Annotated in this window: 16 protein-coding genes and 1 pseudogene; 5 read left to right on the top strand and 12 right to left on the bottom strand. The window is 44.4% G+C overall.

Features of this window, described 5'->3' with window-relative positions:
- Positions 1–215 (top strand): annotated as a pseudogene (locus tag L5M10_RS17435) (IS30 family transposase); the annotation flags it as partial.
- 23 nt (positions 216–238) lie between these two features.
- Positions 239–523, top strand: a complete 285-nt coding sequence (locus tag L5M10_RS17430; protein ID WP_263255673.1) for a hypothetical protein — start codon at positions 239–241, stop codon at positions 521–523.
- A 100-nt stretch (positions 524–623) separates the two neighbouring features.
- On the opposite strand, the gene rho is transcribed toward L5M10_RS17430, so the two are convergent.
- Positions 624–1,889 (bottom strand): transcription termination factor Rho, encoded by a 1,266-nt coding sequence (gene rho, locus L5M10_RS17425; RefSeq protein ID WP_011787892.1) that lies wholly within the window; start codon positions 1,887–1,889, stop codon positions 624–626.
- 209 nt (positions 1,890–2,098) lie between these two features.
- On the bottom strand, positions 2,099–2,425 hold the full coding sequence (gene trxA / locus L5M10_RS17420; RefSeq protein ID WP_105250415.1) for a thioredoxin TrxA: 327 nt from the start codon (positions 2,423–2,425) through the stop codon (positions 2,099–2,101).
- 152 nt (positions 2,426–2,577) lie between these two features.
- Between trxA and rhlB the strand changes: the two genes are divergently transcribed.
- On the top strand, positions 2,578–3,894 hold the full coding sequence (rhlB, locus tag L5M10_RS17415) for an ATP-dependent RNA helicase RhlB (RefSeq protein WP_063884693.1): 1,317 nt from the start codon (positions 2,578–2,580) through the stop codon (positions 3,892–3,894).
- On the top strand, positions 3,895–4,821 hold the full coding sequence (locus tag L5M10_RS17410; RefSeq protein ID WP_113940795.1) for an exopolyphosphatase: 927 nt from the start codon (positions 3,895–3,897) through the stop codon (positions 4,819–4,821). It abuts the gene before it with no gap.
- A gap of 66 nt (positions 4,822–4,887) precedes the next feature.
- Here the strand turns inward: L5M10_RS17410 and L5M10_RS17405 are convergent, their stop codons facing one another.
- The 10 genes from L5M10_RS17405 to nadC form a co-directional block, all read right to left on the bottom strand.
- Positions 4,888–5,424, bottom strand: coding sequence for a thioredoxin family protein (locus L5M10_RS17405; protein WP_263142934.1), 537 nt, complete (start codon positions 5,422–5,424; stop codon positions 4,888–4,890).
- Between the two features lie 230 nt (positions 5,425–5,654).
- Positions 5,655–6,047, bottom strand: coding sequence for an 8-oxo-dGTP diphosphatase MutT (gene mutT / locus L5M10_RS17400; protein WP_131523409.1), 393 nt, complete (start codon positions 6,045–6,047; stop codon positions 5,655–5,657).
- A 78-nt stretch (positions 6,048–6,125) separates the two neighbouring features.
- Positions 6,126–6,335 carry a DNA gyrase inhibitor YacG gene (gene yacG, locus L5M10_RS17395; RefSeq protein WP_006083355.1) on the bottom strand — a complete coding sequence of 70 codons (210 nt, stop codon included), beginning with the start codon at positions 6,333–6,335 and terminating at the stop codon, positions 6,126–6,128.
- A 73-nt stretch (positions 6,336–6,408) separates the two neighbouring features.
- Positions 6,409–7,143 carry a cell division protein ZapD gene (gene zapD / locus L5M10_RS17390; RefSeq protein WP_198573099.1) on the bottom strand — a complete coding sequence of 245 codons (735 nt, stop codon included), beginning with the start codon at positions 7,141–7,143 and terminating at the stop codon, positions 6,409–6,411.
- Positions 7,136–7,753 carry a dephospho-CoA kinase gene (gene coaE, locus L5M10_RS17385; RefSeq protein WP_263255672.1) on the bottom strand — a complete coding sequence of 206 codons (618 nt, stop codon included), beginning with the start codon at positions 7,751–7,753 and terminating at the stop codon, positions 7,136–7,138. Before coaE ends, zapD begins: the two co-directional genes overlap by 8 nt.
- Positions 7,754–7,901: 148 nt before the next feature.
- Entirely contained in the window at positions 7,902–8,828 is a 927-nt protein-coding gene (locus L5M10_RS17380) for a prepilin peptidase (protein WP_263255671.1), read from the bottom strand.
- Positions 8,829–8,871: 43 nt separating this feature from the next.
- Complete coding sequence (locus tag L5M10_RS17375) at positions 8,872–10,137, bottom strand: type II secretion system F family protein (protein ID WP_263255670.1); 1,266 nt, start codon at positions 10,135–10,137, stop codon at positions 8,872–8,874.
- 123 nt (positions 10,138–10,260) lie between these two features.
- Positions 10,261–11,973 (bottom strand): type IV-A pilus assembly ATPase PilB, encoded by a 1,713-nt coding sequence (pilB, locus tag L5M10_RS17370; RefSeq protein ID WP_263255669.1) that lies wholly within the window; start codon positions 11,971–11,973, stop codon positions 10,261–10,263.
- 76 nt (positions 11,974–12,049) lie between these two features.
- Entirely contained in the window at positions 12,050–12,451 is a 402-nt protein-coding gene (locus tag L5M10_RS24175; RefSeq protein WP_317630149.1) for a prepilin-type N-terminal cleavage/methylation domain-containing protein, read from the bottom strand.
- A 733-nt stretch (positions 12,452–13,184) separates the two neighbouring features.
- The gene (gene nadC / locus L5M10_RS17360) at positions 13,185–14,066 is read right to left on the bottom strand and encodes a carboxylating nicotinate-nucleotide diphosphorylase (protein ID WP_105250404.1); all 882 of its coding nucleotides are present in this window, start codon (positions 14,064–14,066) and stop codon (positions 13,185–13,187) included.
- Positions 14,067–14,324: 258 nt separating this feature from the next.
- On the opposite strand from nadC, the gene ampD reads away from it, so the two are divergent.
- A complete protein-coding gene (ampD, locus tag L5M10_RS17355; RefSeq protein ID WP_263255668.1) occupies positions 14,325–14,888 on the top strand; it encodes a 1,6-anhydro-N-acetylmuramyl-L-alanine amidase AmpD in 564 nt (187 codons plus the stop codon).
- The last annotated feature ends 53 nt before the right edge of the window (positions 14,889–14,941 follow it).

The raw sequence follows: 14,941 nt of genomic DNA, 5'->3' as shown, positions 1-14,941 counted from the left end.
CACAGGTATATTTTGCGCACCCTTATCGTTCTTGTGAACGAGGAGCGAATGAAAACGCCAATGGATTACTGCGGCAGTACGTCAAAAAAGGGGTTGATTTGAGGCTAGTGAGTGATGAATTAATCGAATTTGCTCAGAATAGAATTAACTATCGACCCAAAAAGTGTTTGAAGTTTAAGCAGCCTGCCGTGGTGTTTCACCAGTTAGCTGCTTAATTGTCGAGTGTCGCACTTCGGGGTTGAATTCGGGGGTATGGCGTGAATATGTTGGTATTCGTTTAGCTGGCCCAGCATTGGCTACTCAAGCAGAAGTGACGGTAAATGGCCGAGTGTACGCGGCAACCGCAGAAAACACCTTAGCACTCGCGCTGATTAACCGAATTAAAGAGATGGAAACCTTTAAGACGCAAGCCGGGGAGGCCACGCTTGCCATCAAGTTAAACAATGGCACAGTAGGTGAGATCATTGATAGCCAGTTAAGTCGAGATCAGTTAGTGCTCAGTTACTTACCTGTGCTTGATTAAGTCGCTTGAATCAAGATTAGCCGCACCCGCGGCTTTTTTTAATACATAAACAAAAGGCCGCTCAGTGAGCGGCCTTATTATTCATGCAATCTTGTATGGCTTAAGACTTAGTGCGTTTCATGGCGGTAAAGAACTCTTCGTTAGTCTTGGTCATCGCCAATTTATCGATTAAGAATTCCATTGCGCTGACTTCATCCATAGGATTGAGGATCTTACGCAGGATCCACATTTTTTGCAGTTCTTCTTGAGTCGTGAGTTTTTCTTCACGACGGGTACCGCTGCGGTTGAAGTCAATAGCTGGGAACACACGCTTTTCTGCCGCTTTACGTGACAAATGTAGCTCTTGGTTACCTGTACCTTTAAATTCTTCGTAGATCACTTCGTCCATCTTAGAACCCGTATCAACCAAGGCTGTGGCGATAATGGTCAAGCTGCCGCCGTGTTCGATGTTACGTGCCGCACCGAAGAAGCGTTTTGGACGGTGCAGGGCGTTAGCATCCACACCACCCGTTAACACTTTGCCCGATGATGGGATAACAGTGTTATAGGCACGGGCTAAACGGGTAATCGAATCGAGTAAGATAACGACGTCTTTCTTGTGCTCAACCAAACGTTTTGCTTTTTCAATCACCATTTCGGCAACTTGAACGTGGCGGCTGGCTGGCTCATCGAAGGTTGATGCGATAACTTCGCCTTTAACGAGGCGCTGCATCTCAGTTACTTCTTCTGGGCGTTCGTCGATCAGTAATACCATCAACACCACTTCTGGGTTGTTGTAGCTGATGCTTTGAGCAATACCTTGAAGTAATAGCGTTTTACCGGCTTTTGGTGGTGCAACGATCAAACCACGTTGACCTTTACCAATCGGTGAGCATAAATCCAGAATACGTGCGGTAATATCTTCAGTTGAGCCGTTGCCGCGCTCCATACGCATACGTTCTTCTGCGTGGAGTGGGGTTAAGTTTTCAAAGAGGATTTTATTACGGGAGTTTTCTGGTTTATCGAAGTTAACTTCGTTGACTTTCAATAGAGCAAAATAACGCTCGCCTTCTTTTGGTGGGCGAATTTTACCAAAAATGGTATCACCCGTTCGCATGTTGAAGCGGCGAATTTGGCTTGGTGAGACATAGATGTCATCTGGACCAGCTAAATAAGAACCGTCTGAGCTGCGTAAGAAGCCGAAACCGTCTTGGAGTATTTCTAATACCCCACCACCGAAAATGTCTTCTCCACTTTTTGCGTGGGCTTTAAGGATTGAGAAAATAATGTCCTGCTTGCGAGCGCGGGCCATATTTTCGAGCTTCATATTTTCAGCTAGCGAGACTAGGTCAGAAATCGGCGTGTCTTTTAATTCAGTTAAGTTCATTTTGGGGGTCTTGTGTTACGCGACAAAGCTTACCGCGATCAATCAGTAAGGATGTAATTCAGGATAGTGATTGACGAGCGAGAAGAGGTTATTAGAAAGAATCTGGTTATTAAAGTAGCACTAACAAAGCGGGGCGTCCAGAAATTTAGGGAAATTCCGGCACAATTAATTTATAGCTTGTGCCGGAGGTCACTCATTACGACGTCAAATTAGATTTGAGCGTCAATAAACTCTTTCAATTGCGTTTTTGAGAGTGCGCCAACTTTAGTCGCGGCTAATTCGCCGTTCTTGAATAGCAGTAAAGTTGGGATGCCACGAACGCCATATTTCGCTGGAGAAACATTGTTTTGGTCAACGTTTAATTTAGCGATAGTCAAGCGACCTGCATATTCTTCAGACACATCGTCTAAAATTGGAGCGATCATTTTACAAGGACCACACCACTCGGCCCAGAAGTCTACCAATACTGGCAAATCAGACTTTAATACGTCGTTTTCGAAGCTGTCGTCACTCAGGTATATAATTTTATCGCTCATGATGTTCTCCAGTTTGGGTGCCATTGCTGGTTTGTTAATGGCTTACCATGTATATTGGGGCTGAAAAATAGCTTTTCAAGTTACCTTTTTACAATGTGGCTATTTCAAACGATCGAGTATCTTATTGCAACCTCAACAGGTAAGCTTGCGCTATGAGCGAAACACATCTATCTACCCAAAGGTTTGCCGACCTACCTCTACATCCTGAGGTTAAACAGGCCCTTGCCGAGAACGGCTTCGAATTTTGTACGCCGATCCAGGCGTTATCACTGCCTGTATTACTCCAATCAAAAGATATCGCAGGCCAAGCACAAACGGGCACTGGTAAGACAATGGCCTTTTTGGTCGCCACGTTTAATCATTTATTATCGACTCCCATACCTGAAGGTCGACTGATTAATCAGCCCCGCGCCATCATTATGGCCCCGACTCGCGAACTGGCGATTCAGATTGCCAAAGATGCGATTTTACTCGCTAAGCACACACACTTAAAGGTGGGTATTGTTTATGGCGGTGAAAGTTATGATGTGCAGCGTAAAGTATTAGATCAAGGTGTTGATATCTTGATTGGTACAACGGGTCGAATTATCGACTACGTTCGCCAAGGTATTATTGGCTTGAATTCAATTCAGGCTGTGGTACTTGATGAAGCCGATCGTATGTTTGATCTTGGTTTTATTAAAGATATCCGCTTCTTATTTAGACGCATGCCTGAGGCAAATCAACGTCTTAATATGCTATTTTCGGCAACCTTGTCGATGAAAGTACAAGAGCTGGCTTATGATCATATGAATGAGCCCGTTAAAGTCGAAATCGCCCCCGAAGAAAAAACCTCCAAAAACATCAAAGAAGAAATCTTCTATCCTTCCCAAGAAGAGAAGATGCGTTTGCTGTTGACCTTGATTGAAGAAGATTGGCCAGAAAAAGCCATCGTTTTCTCCAACACTAAGCACAGTTGTGAAACGCTTTGGTCTTGGCTTGAAGGTGACGGACATCGTGTGGGTTTATTAACGGGTGATGTGCCACAGAAAAAGCGTATTCGTATCCTTGAGCAATTTACCAGTGGTCAATTAGATATATTGGTTGCTACCGATGTAGCGGCTCGTGGTTTACATATTTCTGACGTTTCACACGTGTATAACTATGATTTACCTGATGATTGCGAAGACTATGTTCACCGAATCGGTCGTACTGGTCGTGCGGGTAACAAAGGCATGTCGATAAGCTTTGCCTGTGAAGAGTACGCATTGAACTTGCCTGCAATCGAAAGCTACATCAACCATTCGATTCCAGTAAGTAACTACGATAGTGAAGCTTTACTGGCCGATATTCCTACGCCAGCGAAGATCCACCGTAAACACCCTAGCGGCACTCGAAACTTGCGTGATCGTTCAGGGGCAAGCCGCCCAGGTGCTCAACGCAGTGGTGCTCGCCCTCCTCGTCATGATAGGACACGTAGACATTCGTAAATGCCAACACCCGCTTATGCCGCTATAACATTAGGCTCAAATAGTTTTAATATGCTGATCGCCAAAACGCGTGGTGGTCAGCCGCATATTATTGCGAAATATAAACGCAAGGTGAGGCTCGCCGAAGGCATAGGCAACGATGGCAAATTAAGCCCCGATGTCATGCAGCGCGGCCTCGACTGTTTGAGTATGTTTGCCCAGATGTTGGTGCAACATAAGATTGAAGCAAACCATGTTGCTGTGATTGCAACTGCAACTCTTCGCAGTATTAGCAATGCTGATGAGTTTAATCAGCGTGCATTGCCACTCTTAGGTCATCCGATCGAAATTATCTCTGGTATGCGTGAAGCAGAGCTCATCTATCAAGGTATGGTGGCGACCACTTGTGGTCAAGGCCGTCGCTTGGTTATTGATATCGGTGGGGCGAGTACAGAGTTTATCATTGGCGATGGGCATCAAGTGCTGTTCAAAACCAGTTTACCCTTTGGTAGTGTGACTTATAATCGCCAATTTTTCAGCAGTTTGCCGCTGCAGCAGTTAGATTTTGATGATGCTAAGCAGCAAGTGCTAATCGCATTAGCAGAGCATAGACAAACCCTACGTGATCTTGGTTGGCATTGTGTCGTTGGTGCCTCCGGCGCTGTACAGTCCGTGGTAGAAGTGTTACTACACCGAGGGTTATCTGAAACTATCACACTCGATGTGCTTACTCAGTTGAAGGCTGAGATCCTCGCTCAAGAAGATATTAGCTTAATGGGGATTGTTGGGCTTTGTAGCGAGCGGGCACCGACTTTTGCTGCGGGTGTCGCTATTCTATTGGCTTTGTTTGAGTTGCTGGGGATCGAGCATTTAGCCTTATCTGGCGGCGCATTACGTGAAGGTGTTTTAGTGATGTTAGCTCAGCGGATTATTGACGAAGTCAGCTAATATTTTATTAAAACATGATAAAAACCAAAGGCCGCGATGCGGCCTTTATTGTTTGTACTGTGGCGATTATTTCAATAAATCGGCGAGATCTTTTTCTAAGGAAACCGTTGGACGCTCTACGATGCGGCCAACTTCTTTACCTTGCTGCAGTACAATAAAGGTTGGAATGCGGGTAAAGTCGTATTTTGCGGCTAAGCCTTCGGGATCTTTTTTCGTTCGGTCGACACCAATATAGGTCACTTTAATATTGGGATTAGCGACTTCTTCCATAATACGGATAAAGCGCGGTGTTTCCCGGTGACAATCTGGGCACCAAGTACCAATGATCACTACAATTTCTGTAGGTTTAGTGATGCTTTTAAGTGGGGTGATTGCAGTGGTATCGACTTGATAGGTTTTATACCCTTCAGCAAACTCATTGAGATCTGTGACTAAATTTTGTGCTTCTACTATGCCAGTTAAAATCACTTCTTGTTTCTCCTCACTGCAGGTCGCAATTAAACCCTGTTGTTGTTCTTCAAATCCACAGCCACCATTGGCTAGTACCTGACAACTAAAAAATAAGGCGGTAGTGGCTAGGAATGCCTTAACGTTATTGTGCATGATGCGCCCTCGAAATCGAAGAGAAAGAATGAAATTCGATTCAAACATTATTCTGGATACGATTAAAGCGATTAATTGATTTGCTGCAAGCAAGATCACGCATTGCTAATATCTATAAGCTTAACGATCACATAATTACATGTTTTTCGGAGTTAAGGCATTGAAACAGCACATCCCCGAATCGCGATTCGGGGATAGAACACATTGAGAGGATAAGGTAAATTGCTGGATTACTGAGCCAGAATTTTTTCAAGAATAGGCTTATTAGCTTCTGGGAAGTCGTAATTGGTTAAGTCGGTTTTAGTGACCCAAGCGATAAGCTGACCTTCAAGGCCTTGAGCTGTGCCGTTAAATTCGGTGACTGAATGGATATCGAGTAGCACTTGTTTATCGGGATAATCGAAACTCAACGCCATAAATGGCTGACTATCAGTGACATTGAGCGCGACTTCCTCTTTGAGTTCACGGATCAATGCCTGAGTGACGGTTTCGCCTGTCTCAACTTTACCGCCAGGAAATTCCCATTTCCCACCTTGATGTAAATGATCTGGGCGTTTTGCCAACAGAATTTCACCGGCCGAGTTAGTAATAATGCCGACGGCAACATGGATGCGTTTAGTCATAATATTTATCGATTAATGAGTGGGTAAAAGTAGGTGCATTAAAGGCTTGAGCTGAGTGATTCGTGTGTAAACCCAAAATTACTCTTTAAAAAAATCGCCTTCATCGAGATCAAATTCATCAAATGCTTCTGGATCAAACTCGGCTTTGACTGGGATGACGTGTTTTTCTGACGCCCAATCGCCGAGGTCGATCAACTTACAGCGCTCGCTGCAAAAAGGTTTAAATGCAGATTGTGGCACCCACTCGACAGGGGCTTTGCAAATAGGGCAGTTAACGGTCAATGGCATAATTGTTCTCTTGGTTAACGGCGATAAAGCGGCCGCCAATACTAATGTCTTTCAGGCCATTAGTGTAAAGGCTTCATGCACAGGTAGCCAGTAAGAAATCAATTGAACGGTCGGAGTGGCGTTGTTGTTCAAACTGCACAAAATGGATAGCGAAACGGTTTTTATGGCCGCTAATCGTAGGATAACACCCGTGGGAAGCATCGACTTTAACCCTTACCAAAGCAAGTGCTTGGGCACTGTCGCCCTGATAAAAGCCTGCATGGGCAATGGCATTGTCATAATGGGACGTGCTACGAGTCAGTTGAAGTAGTAACGTGATCGGGGTAAGTAAAGGTTCAAAATGTGCTATCCAAGAGCGATAATCGTGCTGTTTTTCTTCCCAAGGTTTAGATAGCCAATAATGCAGTTGCGGTAGGTCGAAGTTACAGCAAGCACCTGGCATGCCGAAGCGTTGTCGAAGTGCGGAAATAAATTTGTCTTGTTTTAATTGGCTGCCGAAGCGTTCAGGCTTTTGTAACGGTTCGCGGGCTTGGGTGAGGGCGTTGATATAGATATTGATTTGCTGGTGGTCGACGTGATCTAATTCTTGCCATTTGTTCAGTTGCAGCAAGTGCCGCTCAATATCTTTTAATACTTCATTGCGATAATCGCAGCGTTCAGACAATTCACAGAGGGAAAACAGCGGATAAAAACATCTATGTTGGTGGTCATTGCTTAGGTTACTTTGCAGCTGTTTATCGAGGTATTCGAGCCGCAAGTAGCTGCGAATTTTCTCGTTTAGGGGCTGTTCGTAAACTAATTCAGTCATGGGCGTTATGAGTACCAGATAGTTGTAAATAGCGTTGGTGCAATGCTAGCACATCTCGTTTTAAGGTTGATATCTCTCCCTGATTATCAATAATGTCGTCGGCTCGGGCGAGTTTTTCGCTGCGGCTCAATTGGCTGTTAATGATGTTATTTACTTGAGATACATCAACATTGTCCCTTTTTATGGTGCGGCTGATTTGCAACTCAGGCGAAATATCCACCACTAAAGTCCGATTGACTAACCTATCTAACCCGTTCTCAAATAGCAAGGGCACGACCATAATTACATAGGCTGAGGTTGCTTTTTCTACCTGCGCTAGCATTTCTTGGCGGATCATGGGGTGCAATAGCTGGTTTAACCATTCACGTTCTTCAGGGTGGCTAAATATCCGTTGCCGCAGTTTGGCGCGATCGAGTTCACCTTCAGGCGTTAACATCTCAATGCCAAAATGGCTAACGATGGCCTCAAGCCCTTTTGAACCCAGAGCGACAACGTCGCGGGCAACGATATCGGCGTCGACTAAGGTAATGCCTTCTGCGGCGAATAAATTGGCAACAGTCGTTTTACCGCTACCAATCCCACCCGTTAAACCAACAATAAATTTGGACATAAAACTCTCTTAAAAGCTATGAAGTACGCTACGCTGCTAGGACGGACTTCGTCCTTACTGTCTACGGAACGGGCTTCGCCCTTACGGTAAGCGAAGCGTTCAGTGAGTGAGCTTGCGAACGTTCCGTTATCCTTAAGTGAAGCCTGTTCTATAACGTACTTAAGTACCAATCCACTATAGGTTGACCCCATATTAGGGCTATCCAGCCTGCGGCAGCAATATAAGGCCCAAATGGGATTGGATTACCTTGCTTGAGGCGTTTACTGAGAATCATAGTGATGCCGACAACTGCTCCGACTAAGGACGAAAGTAAAATCACCAGCGGCAGCATTTGCCAGCCAAGCCAAGCACCAAAAACGGCGAGCAGTTTAAAGTCCCCATAGCCCATACCTTCCTTGCCAGTGAGGATCTTAAATAGCCAAAAAATGGACCACAAGCTTAAATAGCCTGCTGCCGCACCGATAATGGCATCGGTTGGGCTCGCAAAGGTATGATTTAGATTGATGATCAAGCCGAGCCAAAGTAACGGTAACGTCATTTGGTCAGGCAGCAGCATCTCATCAAGATCGATACCAGTAAGGGCGACAAGTATAAATGTCAGTATGCTCGCAAAGACAAATTGCCAGCTTGGACCAAAGTGCCACGCTAAAGTCGCGATAAGTAGCCCTGTGACGAATTCAATTATTGGGTAGCGGGCGGAAATGGATGCGTGACAAGCGGCGCATTTTCCCTTGAGCATTAACCAGCCGAATACAGGTAAATTATGCCAAGGTTTAATCGCCGTTTTGCACTTAGGGCAAGCAGAGCCCGGCACCACAAGATTATATTTTTCGGGGAAGCTATCTATAGGTTTATTGAGTTCATCAATACCGATTTGTGTGACTATCTCTGAGTGGTATTCCTGTAAATACTGATTACATTCTTGCTGCCATTCCCGTTTCATCATCACAGGAAATCTGTGGATCACTACGTTTAAAAAACTGCCTATGGTGGCTGCAAAAATGAAGCTTAGCGTAATAAAGAGCCAAGGACTCTGATCAAAAGAGCGGCCCAAAAGAGAGATAAATTCATTCATTAGCGGTTCTTGTTATTAAATTTTCTATTATTTAAGTGAAGCCTTAGCCTACGACATTTCCCATTTGGAAGATAGGTAGGTACATCCCTACAATCAAACCACCTACAAGTGTCCCGATAACCACCATCATAATAGGCTCGATGAGGCTTGATAAACCATCGACGGCATCATCTACTTGCATTTCATAAATATTGGCGACTTTATTGAGCATGTTATCCAGTGATCCAGACTCTTCGCCTATCATCACCATTTGGATCAACATATCGGGGAATAGTCCTGTGGTGCGCATAGCCACGTTCATCTGCATACCCGCCATCACTTCTTGGCGTACTTTGAGTAAGGCTTTACGATAAACCGCATTACCCGATGCGCCAGCGGCAGATTCCATACCATCGATTAAGGGGACGCCAGCGGCAAATGTCGTGGCTAAGGTGCGGGAAAAACGTGCCATGGCAGCTTTATGCAAAATATTACCGATAACGGGAATTTTGAGCACCAACTCATCGACTCTATCCCGAACGACCTGTGAGTTACGGTGGGCGCGTACAAACAACCAAATACTGATGACAATGGCAAAAAAGAAGATATACCAAGAACTTTGTAAAAAACGTGATATGCCAATAATGAACTGTGTAAATGCAGGGAGTTCAGCACCAAAGCTATTAAAAATCTCTTCGAATTGTGGCACCACAAAGAGGAGTAGTAGTGTGGTCACTAAAATCGCTACTACCACTACAGCAGCGGGATAAAACATGGCTTTTTTAATTTTAGATTTAAGCTGCTCGGCTTTTTCCCTATAAGTGGCAATACGATCGAATACCGCATCGAGCGAGCCTGAATGTTCGCCAGCGGCGACAAGGTCGACATATAAGTCATCGAAGTAACGTCTATGAGGACGTAGCGAGTCTGAAAGTGGAATGCCCGATTGAATTTCTGATAGCACAGTGCCGAGTAGTTCGCGCATTTTTTGCTTTTCGTGACCCCGACCAAGCATTTCTATGGTGGTCACTAAAGGCACGCCTGCGGCTAACATAGTGGCGATTTGCCGAGTCACCATGGCGATGTCCATGGCCTTAATATCAGGATTGCGTGAGAATAATGGTGAGGCTTTTTTACGCACAATCTTCGGGTTAACGCCTTGTTGCTTAAGCTGACTCTTTATTTCGGCTACGGTAGTCCCCTTTAACTCTCCGCCAGTTTTTTTGCCATCACGATTGAGCCCCTTCCATTCGAAGGTATAAATTTTTGGTTGGCTCTTTTTGTCGTTCTTATTGGCGCGAGGCTTTCTTGCTGTGGTTGCCGTAGCCATAATTTTTCCTAGATAATTCTTATCAAATTAAGGGTATAAGATTATTAATATGGATGTTAAGTATTAAGCATAAATATTGAAAGTGGTAGTTTTATTGCCCATTCTTTTGTGTGGATATGGAGTTTAGTCGAAACTCGTGACTCGGTTGACTTCAGCAATACTCGTTACACCGTGGATCACTTTCAATAATCCTGATTGACGTAAATCACGCATCCCTTGCGCTTTAGCTTGGGAGGCGATTTGTAAGGAGTTACCGCCTTCCATGATAGTACGGGCTATCTCATCGGACATCTTCATCACTTCGTAAATACCAACCCGACCTTTGTAGCCGCCGGAGCAATGCTCGCAGCTTACAGGTTTAAAGGTAGTAAAGCCTTGGGTAATTTGTGTTTGAGAAAAACCTAAACGTAATAGTTCATGCTCGGGGATGATTTCAGCTTGCTTACATTCGGGGCAAAGTCGACGCGCTAAACGCTGGGCAATAATCAGGTTAACTGAGCTGGCGATGTTATAACCGGGCACGCCCATATTGATTAAACGGGTCAAGGTTTCGGCGGCCGAGTTAGTGTGTAGGGTCGATAACACTAAGTGACCTGTTTGTGCCGCTTTAATGGCAATTTCGGCGGTTTCAAGATCGCGAATTTCACCTACCATCACCACATCGGGATCTTGGCGTAGGAATGAACGTAAAGCGGAGGCGAAAGTGAGGCCGGCTTTTAAGTTAATGTGAACTTGGTTTACACCCTCAAGGTTAATTTCAACCGGATCTTCAGCGGTAGAAATATTACGCTCTTCGGTATTAAGAATATTTAACCCAGTATAGAGTGAGACGGTTTTACCAGAACCCGTGGGGCCCGTTACTAGAATCATGCCTTGGGGTTTTGCTAACATCTCAAGGTAGAGTTTTTCTTGGTCGGGCTCGTAGCCCAGCTTTTCAATGCCTAATTGTGCGGAGGATGAGTCTAAAATCCGCATTACAATCTTTTCACCCCACAGGGTCGGCAGAGTACTAACCCGAAAGTCGATAGACTTAGTGCGGGACAGTTTCATCTTAATTCGACCATCCTGAGGTACCCGCCGTTCGGCTATATCGAGTTTCGACATCACCTTTAGACGCGCCGATAAACGACCTGCGAGGCTAATAGGTGGCTCAGAGACTTCGTGGAGAATACCATCGATACGGAAACGAATACGGTAGCGTTTCTCATAGGGTTCAAAATGTAAATCCGATGCACCCTTGCGAATCGCATCTGTCAATATTTTATTGATATAAATGACAATGGGCGCATCGTCACTACTCTCACCAGTAGATTCTTCGCTACGTCTGTCGGTATCAGTAATTTCTATCGCTGCCAGCGCAGCCTCGTCCATACCGCCTAAATCGAGACCGCTGATATCTTCTTCGAGAATTTTCTCTAGCGCTTTAGCGAGCTTATCTTCCTCAACTAGAATCGCTTCGGCGTGCAGGCCTGCACTAAACTGAAAATCTTCGAGGGCTGCAATATTGGTTGGGTCGGATGTACCTATATAGAGGCGATTCCCACGTTTAAATAAGGGCAAGCAGCGGTGTTTCTCAATCAGCTTTTTATTGAGGAAGTCCTCAGGAATGGAGGCAAGATCAAACTCATTAAGGTCAAGCAGTGGAGTGCCATATTCCTCATAGCAAAGCTCGGCTATTGCACGGGCAGAGATTAGCTTACTTTGAACTAAGGTGCTTACAAGGGCGTGTTTGTTTTGTCGAGATTTAGTGATAGCGTTAGCCATCTGCTCTTCATTTAGCAGGCCTTTACGGATAAATAAAGTGGATAATCCTAAATGAAGGCCCGTAGTCGGCATTTGATTTATCTTTTGCTGAGTTAGCTATATAGAATGAGGCAGCATAAATGTTTCTGATGTGCCGCCTCGCAAGAAACTACAGCGTACAGCCTTTAATGGCTACTGCACCTGTGCCTGAGATTTTACATGCCCAAGTAATGTTTTGACCCACTGCGGTTGGTGCAGTTGGAGTTATAGTCGCTGTTATTCCATCATATGTGAATGCTAAAATACCTAGACCTGTACAATTTGGAATATTAATCCCATCGCTAGTACATCCTAAAGCATTTGTAGTTGTAAAGGCTTCAGCAACCTTAATTTTTTGTCCACCTAATGATGCTACTGCGTTTGAGGCTTTGGCTTTATTTGTATAGTCTTGATAAGCAGGCAGTGCGATAGCTGCCAAAATGCCGATAATGGCAACGACGATCATTAGTTCGATCAGAGTAAAACCCTGAGCTTTTTTATTTAATGCTTTGTTTAAATTCATGGCCTTCATTTTTCTCTCCAGCTAACTATTTAGTGACTTACTGTGGTTGAAAAGAGTATTAAACCTAAACGCTGTTTTACCCTATAAATTGTGTTATCTCGACAAACTTCATTACTCATTCATGTTAATAAAATCACTTTTATGACCTATGTAACATTAACAGTACACCGATGATCTTGAATGACCCATGTGTAATGACTCATGCTGATTTATTCCAACTTTGCTAAGTTAATATCAAGTTAGCACTTGTTTGAATAAATCCTTTCGGTAACCGCACCTTAGGCTAATGTCCCTCAAAATGTGCTCCTCAAAAACGCAAATTAGAGTTTTTTGACAGACATTCCAGTGCTGACCTTAGGTGAGGCTGACCAAACGGCCATCTCGCCTTGGTAAAAGTTAGTACAAAGTTAGGTAAAAGGAAACAAAAATTAAGTATAAAGTACTAATAAAGTGTTGTTTTTGTATAAAAGGCTAACTTATCGACATGTTAGGTTATAACAACTTTTTGACAATATCAGTTTAGCTGGCGTGTCTCTCGATGTTGTCAAATTGGTGACATGAAATGGTGGCGGGTTGGGTGCTTCGTAAGGGTGAATGCTGAGTATGATAGTGCAGGCGTGATTTTGCATTTGGTTTGCAGGAGCCCTACAAAACAAATGCACTTCGCCTTAATATTTTATGAGTGGAATGTGCTTACGGTACTTTGCGAGAACATTCCACTACCAGCTAACATCTAGCGGTTTTAAGCTTTTAATCTGAGTGATAAATCTAAGGCGCGAACATGCTTAGTGAGTGCGCCAACTGAGATATAGTCCACCCCTGTTTTGGCAAATTCGGCTAAGGTATCTAAGGTGACATTACCAGAGACTTCAAGCTTAGCGCCGGCGCCTTTAGCTTTATATTGATTGTTCATTTCAACCGCTTCGACCATCTTAGTGATGTCGAAGTTATCTAACATTATGATATCTGTGCCAGAGTCGAGTGCTAAGGCGAGCTCTTCGAGTGACTCCACTTCGACTTCAACGGGTTTATTCGGGTACAAGCTGCGGGCGGTATCTACGGCTTGGCGAATGCCACCACAGGCCATAATGTGGTTTTCTTTAATCAAAAATGCATCATATAAACCAATACGATGGTTTTTTCCGCCACCGCAGGTGACGGCATACTTTTGTGCCGTGCGTAGGCCTGGAATTGTCTTGCGAGTATCTAACAAACGAGTGTGAGTCCCCGCCAGTTTATCGACATAATGTTTGGTTAAGGTGGCAACACCAGAAAGTGTTTGGATAAAGTTCATTGCCGTGCGTTCGCCAGTGAGAATAGCGCGCGCAGGACCTGATAATTCACATAATAGCTGGTTGGGTAATACTAGATCGCCATCATCTACATGCCAATGCAGTGCGACTTCACCACCGAGTTGGTTAAAAACCTGCTCTGCCCATGCCTTACCACAAAAAACGCCTTCTTCACGGGTGATTAAAGTGGCTTCAGCGTACTTATCGGCGGGGATCAACATTGCTGTGATGTCGCCATAAGCGATGGCTTTGGTTTGATCGTTGATTTCGGTGCCACCTAAGTCTTCACTGAGGGCAGATTTTACTGATTGGCGGATATCGTTTTCTAACATAAGCGGAGTCCTTGCATTACGGCCTACTTGCATTTTAGGTTAAGATTACCACGGCCTTAGGTCTCACGGAACAGGTTGGAAGATTGAGTAAAAGGAGTAAGCTGCAGCCTTATTTAAATTGAGAGTGGATGGTTTACTCCATGATCTCAATGTTAAAAGATAGCTCAGTCAGTCAGTTCCGTGCGTAGGGTTTCTTCTTTGCTTGGAGAAATACTGTTAGAGTAAGCCAGTATATGTGGCATAGAGGATAAGCTCATCATGCGGTTTGATTCGGGTTGGTGTGATAGTGCGAGGCGTTGTGAGTCGCCACATTTTAATCAACGTCCCTTGAATGAAGTGAGTTTGTTAGTGATCCACAATATTAGTCTGCCCGCAGGCTGCTTTGGATTACCTTACATTGATCAATTATTTCAAGGGTGTTTAGATACTAATGCCGATTCCAGCTTTGCACCGTTGCAGGGCTTGCAAGTGTCGGCGCACTTTTTGATCCGCCGCAATGGCGAGCGTGTCCAATATGTAAGCTGTAATGACAGGGCTTGGCATGCTGGGGTGTCTCGTTATGGTGAGAGAGAGAATTGTAATGATTTTTCCATTGGTATTGAACTGGAAGGCACAGATACTGAGCTTTACACTCCTGAGCAATATCAGTCACTCATCGAGTTAACACAAGCCCTACTGGTAGAATATCCATTGCTGAGTATTGAACGGATTGTGGGTCATTGTGATATTGCGCCAATGCGGAAAACGGACCCAGGGCAAAGTTTTGATTGGGAAGGATATTTAGGCAAGTTAAAGGAATATACTCAGGCGTTGCGCTCTTAGTTAATCACTTAACTTTTTGGATTTTAGACGTATTCCATATAAACCTAGACTAT

It is taken from the genome of Shewanella sp. SM32 (assembly GCF_025654235.1).
Lineage (GTDB): Bacteria > Pseudomonadota > Gammaproteobacteria > Enterobacterales > Shewanellaceae > Shewanella > Shewanella oncorhynchi.
This window is presented reverse-complemented; position numbering and strand designations above follow the sequence as displayed.

What these genes read in the sequence shown, in the direction of transcription:
- rho (WP_011787892.1), bottom strand. Translation starts at nt 1,889, where the DNA reads ATGAACTTAACTGAATTAAAAGACACGCCGATTTCTGACCTAGTCTCG.
- pilB (WP_263255669.1), bottom strand. Translation starts at nt 11,973, where the DNA reads ATGCCGACTACGGGCCTTCATTTAGGATTATCCACTTTATTTATCCGT.
- nadC (WP_105250404.1), bottom strand. Translation starts at nt 14,066, where the DNA reads ATGTTAGAAAACGATATCCGCCAATCAGTAAAATCTGCCCTCAGTGAA.
- mutT (WP_131523409.1), bottom strand. Translation starts at nt 6,047, where the DNA reads ATGACTAAACGCATCCATGTTGCCGTCGGCATTATTACTAACTCGGCC.
- L5M10_RS17380 (WP_263255671.1), bottom strand. Translation starts at nt 8,828, where the DNA reads ATGAATGAATTTATCTCTCTTTTGGGCCGCTCTTTTGATCAGAGTCCT.
- L5M10_RS24175 (WP_317630149.1), bottom strand. Translation starts at nt 12,451, where the DNA reads ATGAAGGCCATGAATTTAAACAAAGCATTAAATAAAAAAGCTCAGGGT.
- L5M10_RS17410 (WP_113940795.1), top strand. Translation starts at nt 3,895, where the DNA reads ATGCCAACACCCGCTTATGCCGCTATAACATTAGGCTCAAATAGTTTT.
- trxA (WP_105250415.1), bottom strand. Translation starts at nt 2,425, where the DNA reads ATGAGCGATAAAATTATATACCTGAGTGACGACAGCTTCGAAAACGAC.
- yacG (WP_006083355.1), bottom strand. Translation starts at nt 6,335, where the DNA reads ATGCCATTGACCGTTAACTGCCCTATTTGCAAAGCCCCTGTCGAGTGG.
- L5M10_RS17405 (WP_263142934.1), bottom strand. Translation starts at nt 5,424, where the DNA reads ATGCACAATAACGTTAAGGCATTCCTAGCCACTACCGCCTTATTTTTT.
- coaE (WP_263255672.1), bottom strand. Translation starts at nt 7,753, where the DNA reads ATGTCCAAATTTATTGTTGGTTTAACGGGTGGGATTGGTAGCGGTAAA.
- zapD (WP_198573099.1), bottom strand. Translation starts at nt 7,143, where the DNA reads ATGACTGAATTAGTTTACGAACAGCCCCTAAACGAGAAAATTCGCAGC.
- rhlB (WP_063884693.1), top strand. Translation starts at nt 2,578, where the DNA reads ATGAGCGAAACACATCTATCTACCCAAAGGTTTGCCGACCTACCTCTA.
- L5M10_RS17375 (WP_263255670.1), bottom strand. Translation starts at nt 10,137, where the DNA reads ATGGCTACGGCAACCACAGCAAGAAAGCCTCGCGCCAATAAGAACGAC.
- ampD (WP_263255668.1), top strand. Translation starts at nt 14,325, where the DNA reads ATGCGGTTTGATTCGGGTTGGTGTGATAGTGCGAGGCGTTGTGAGTCG.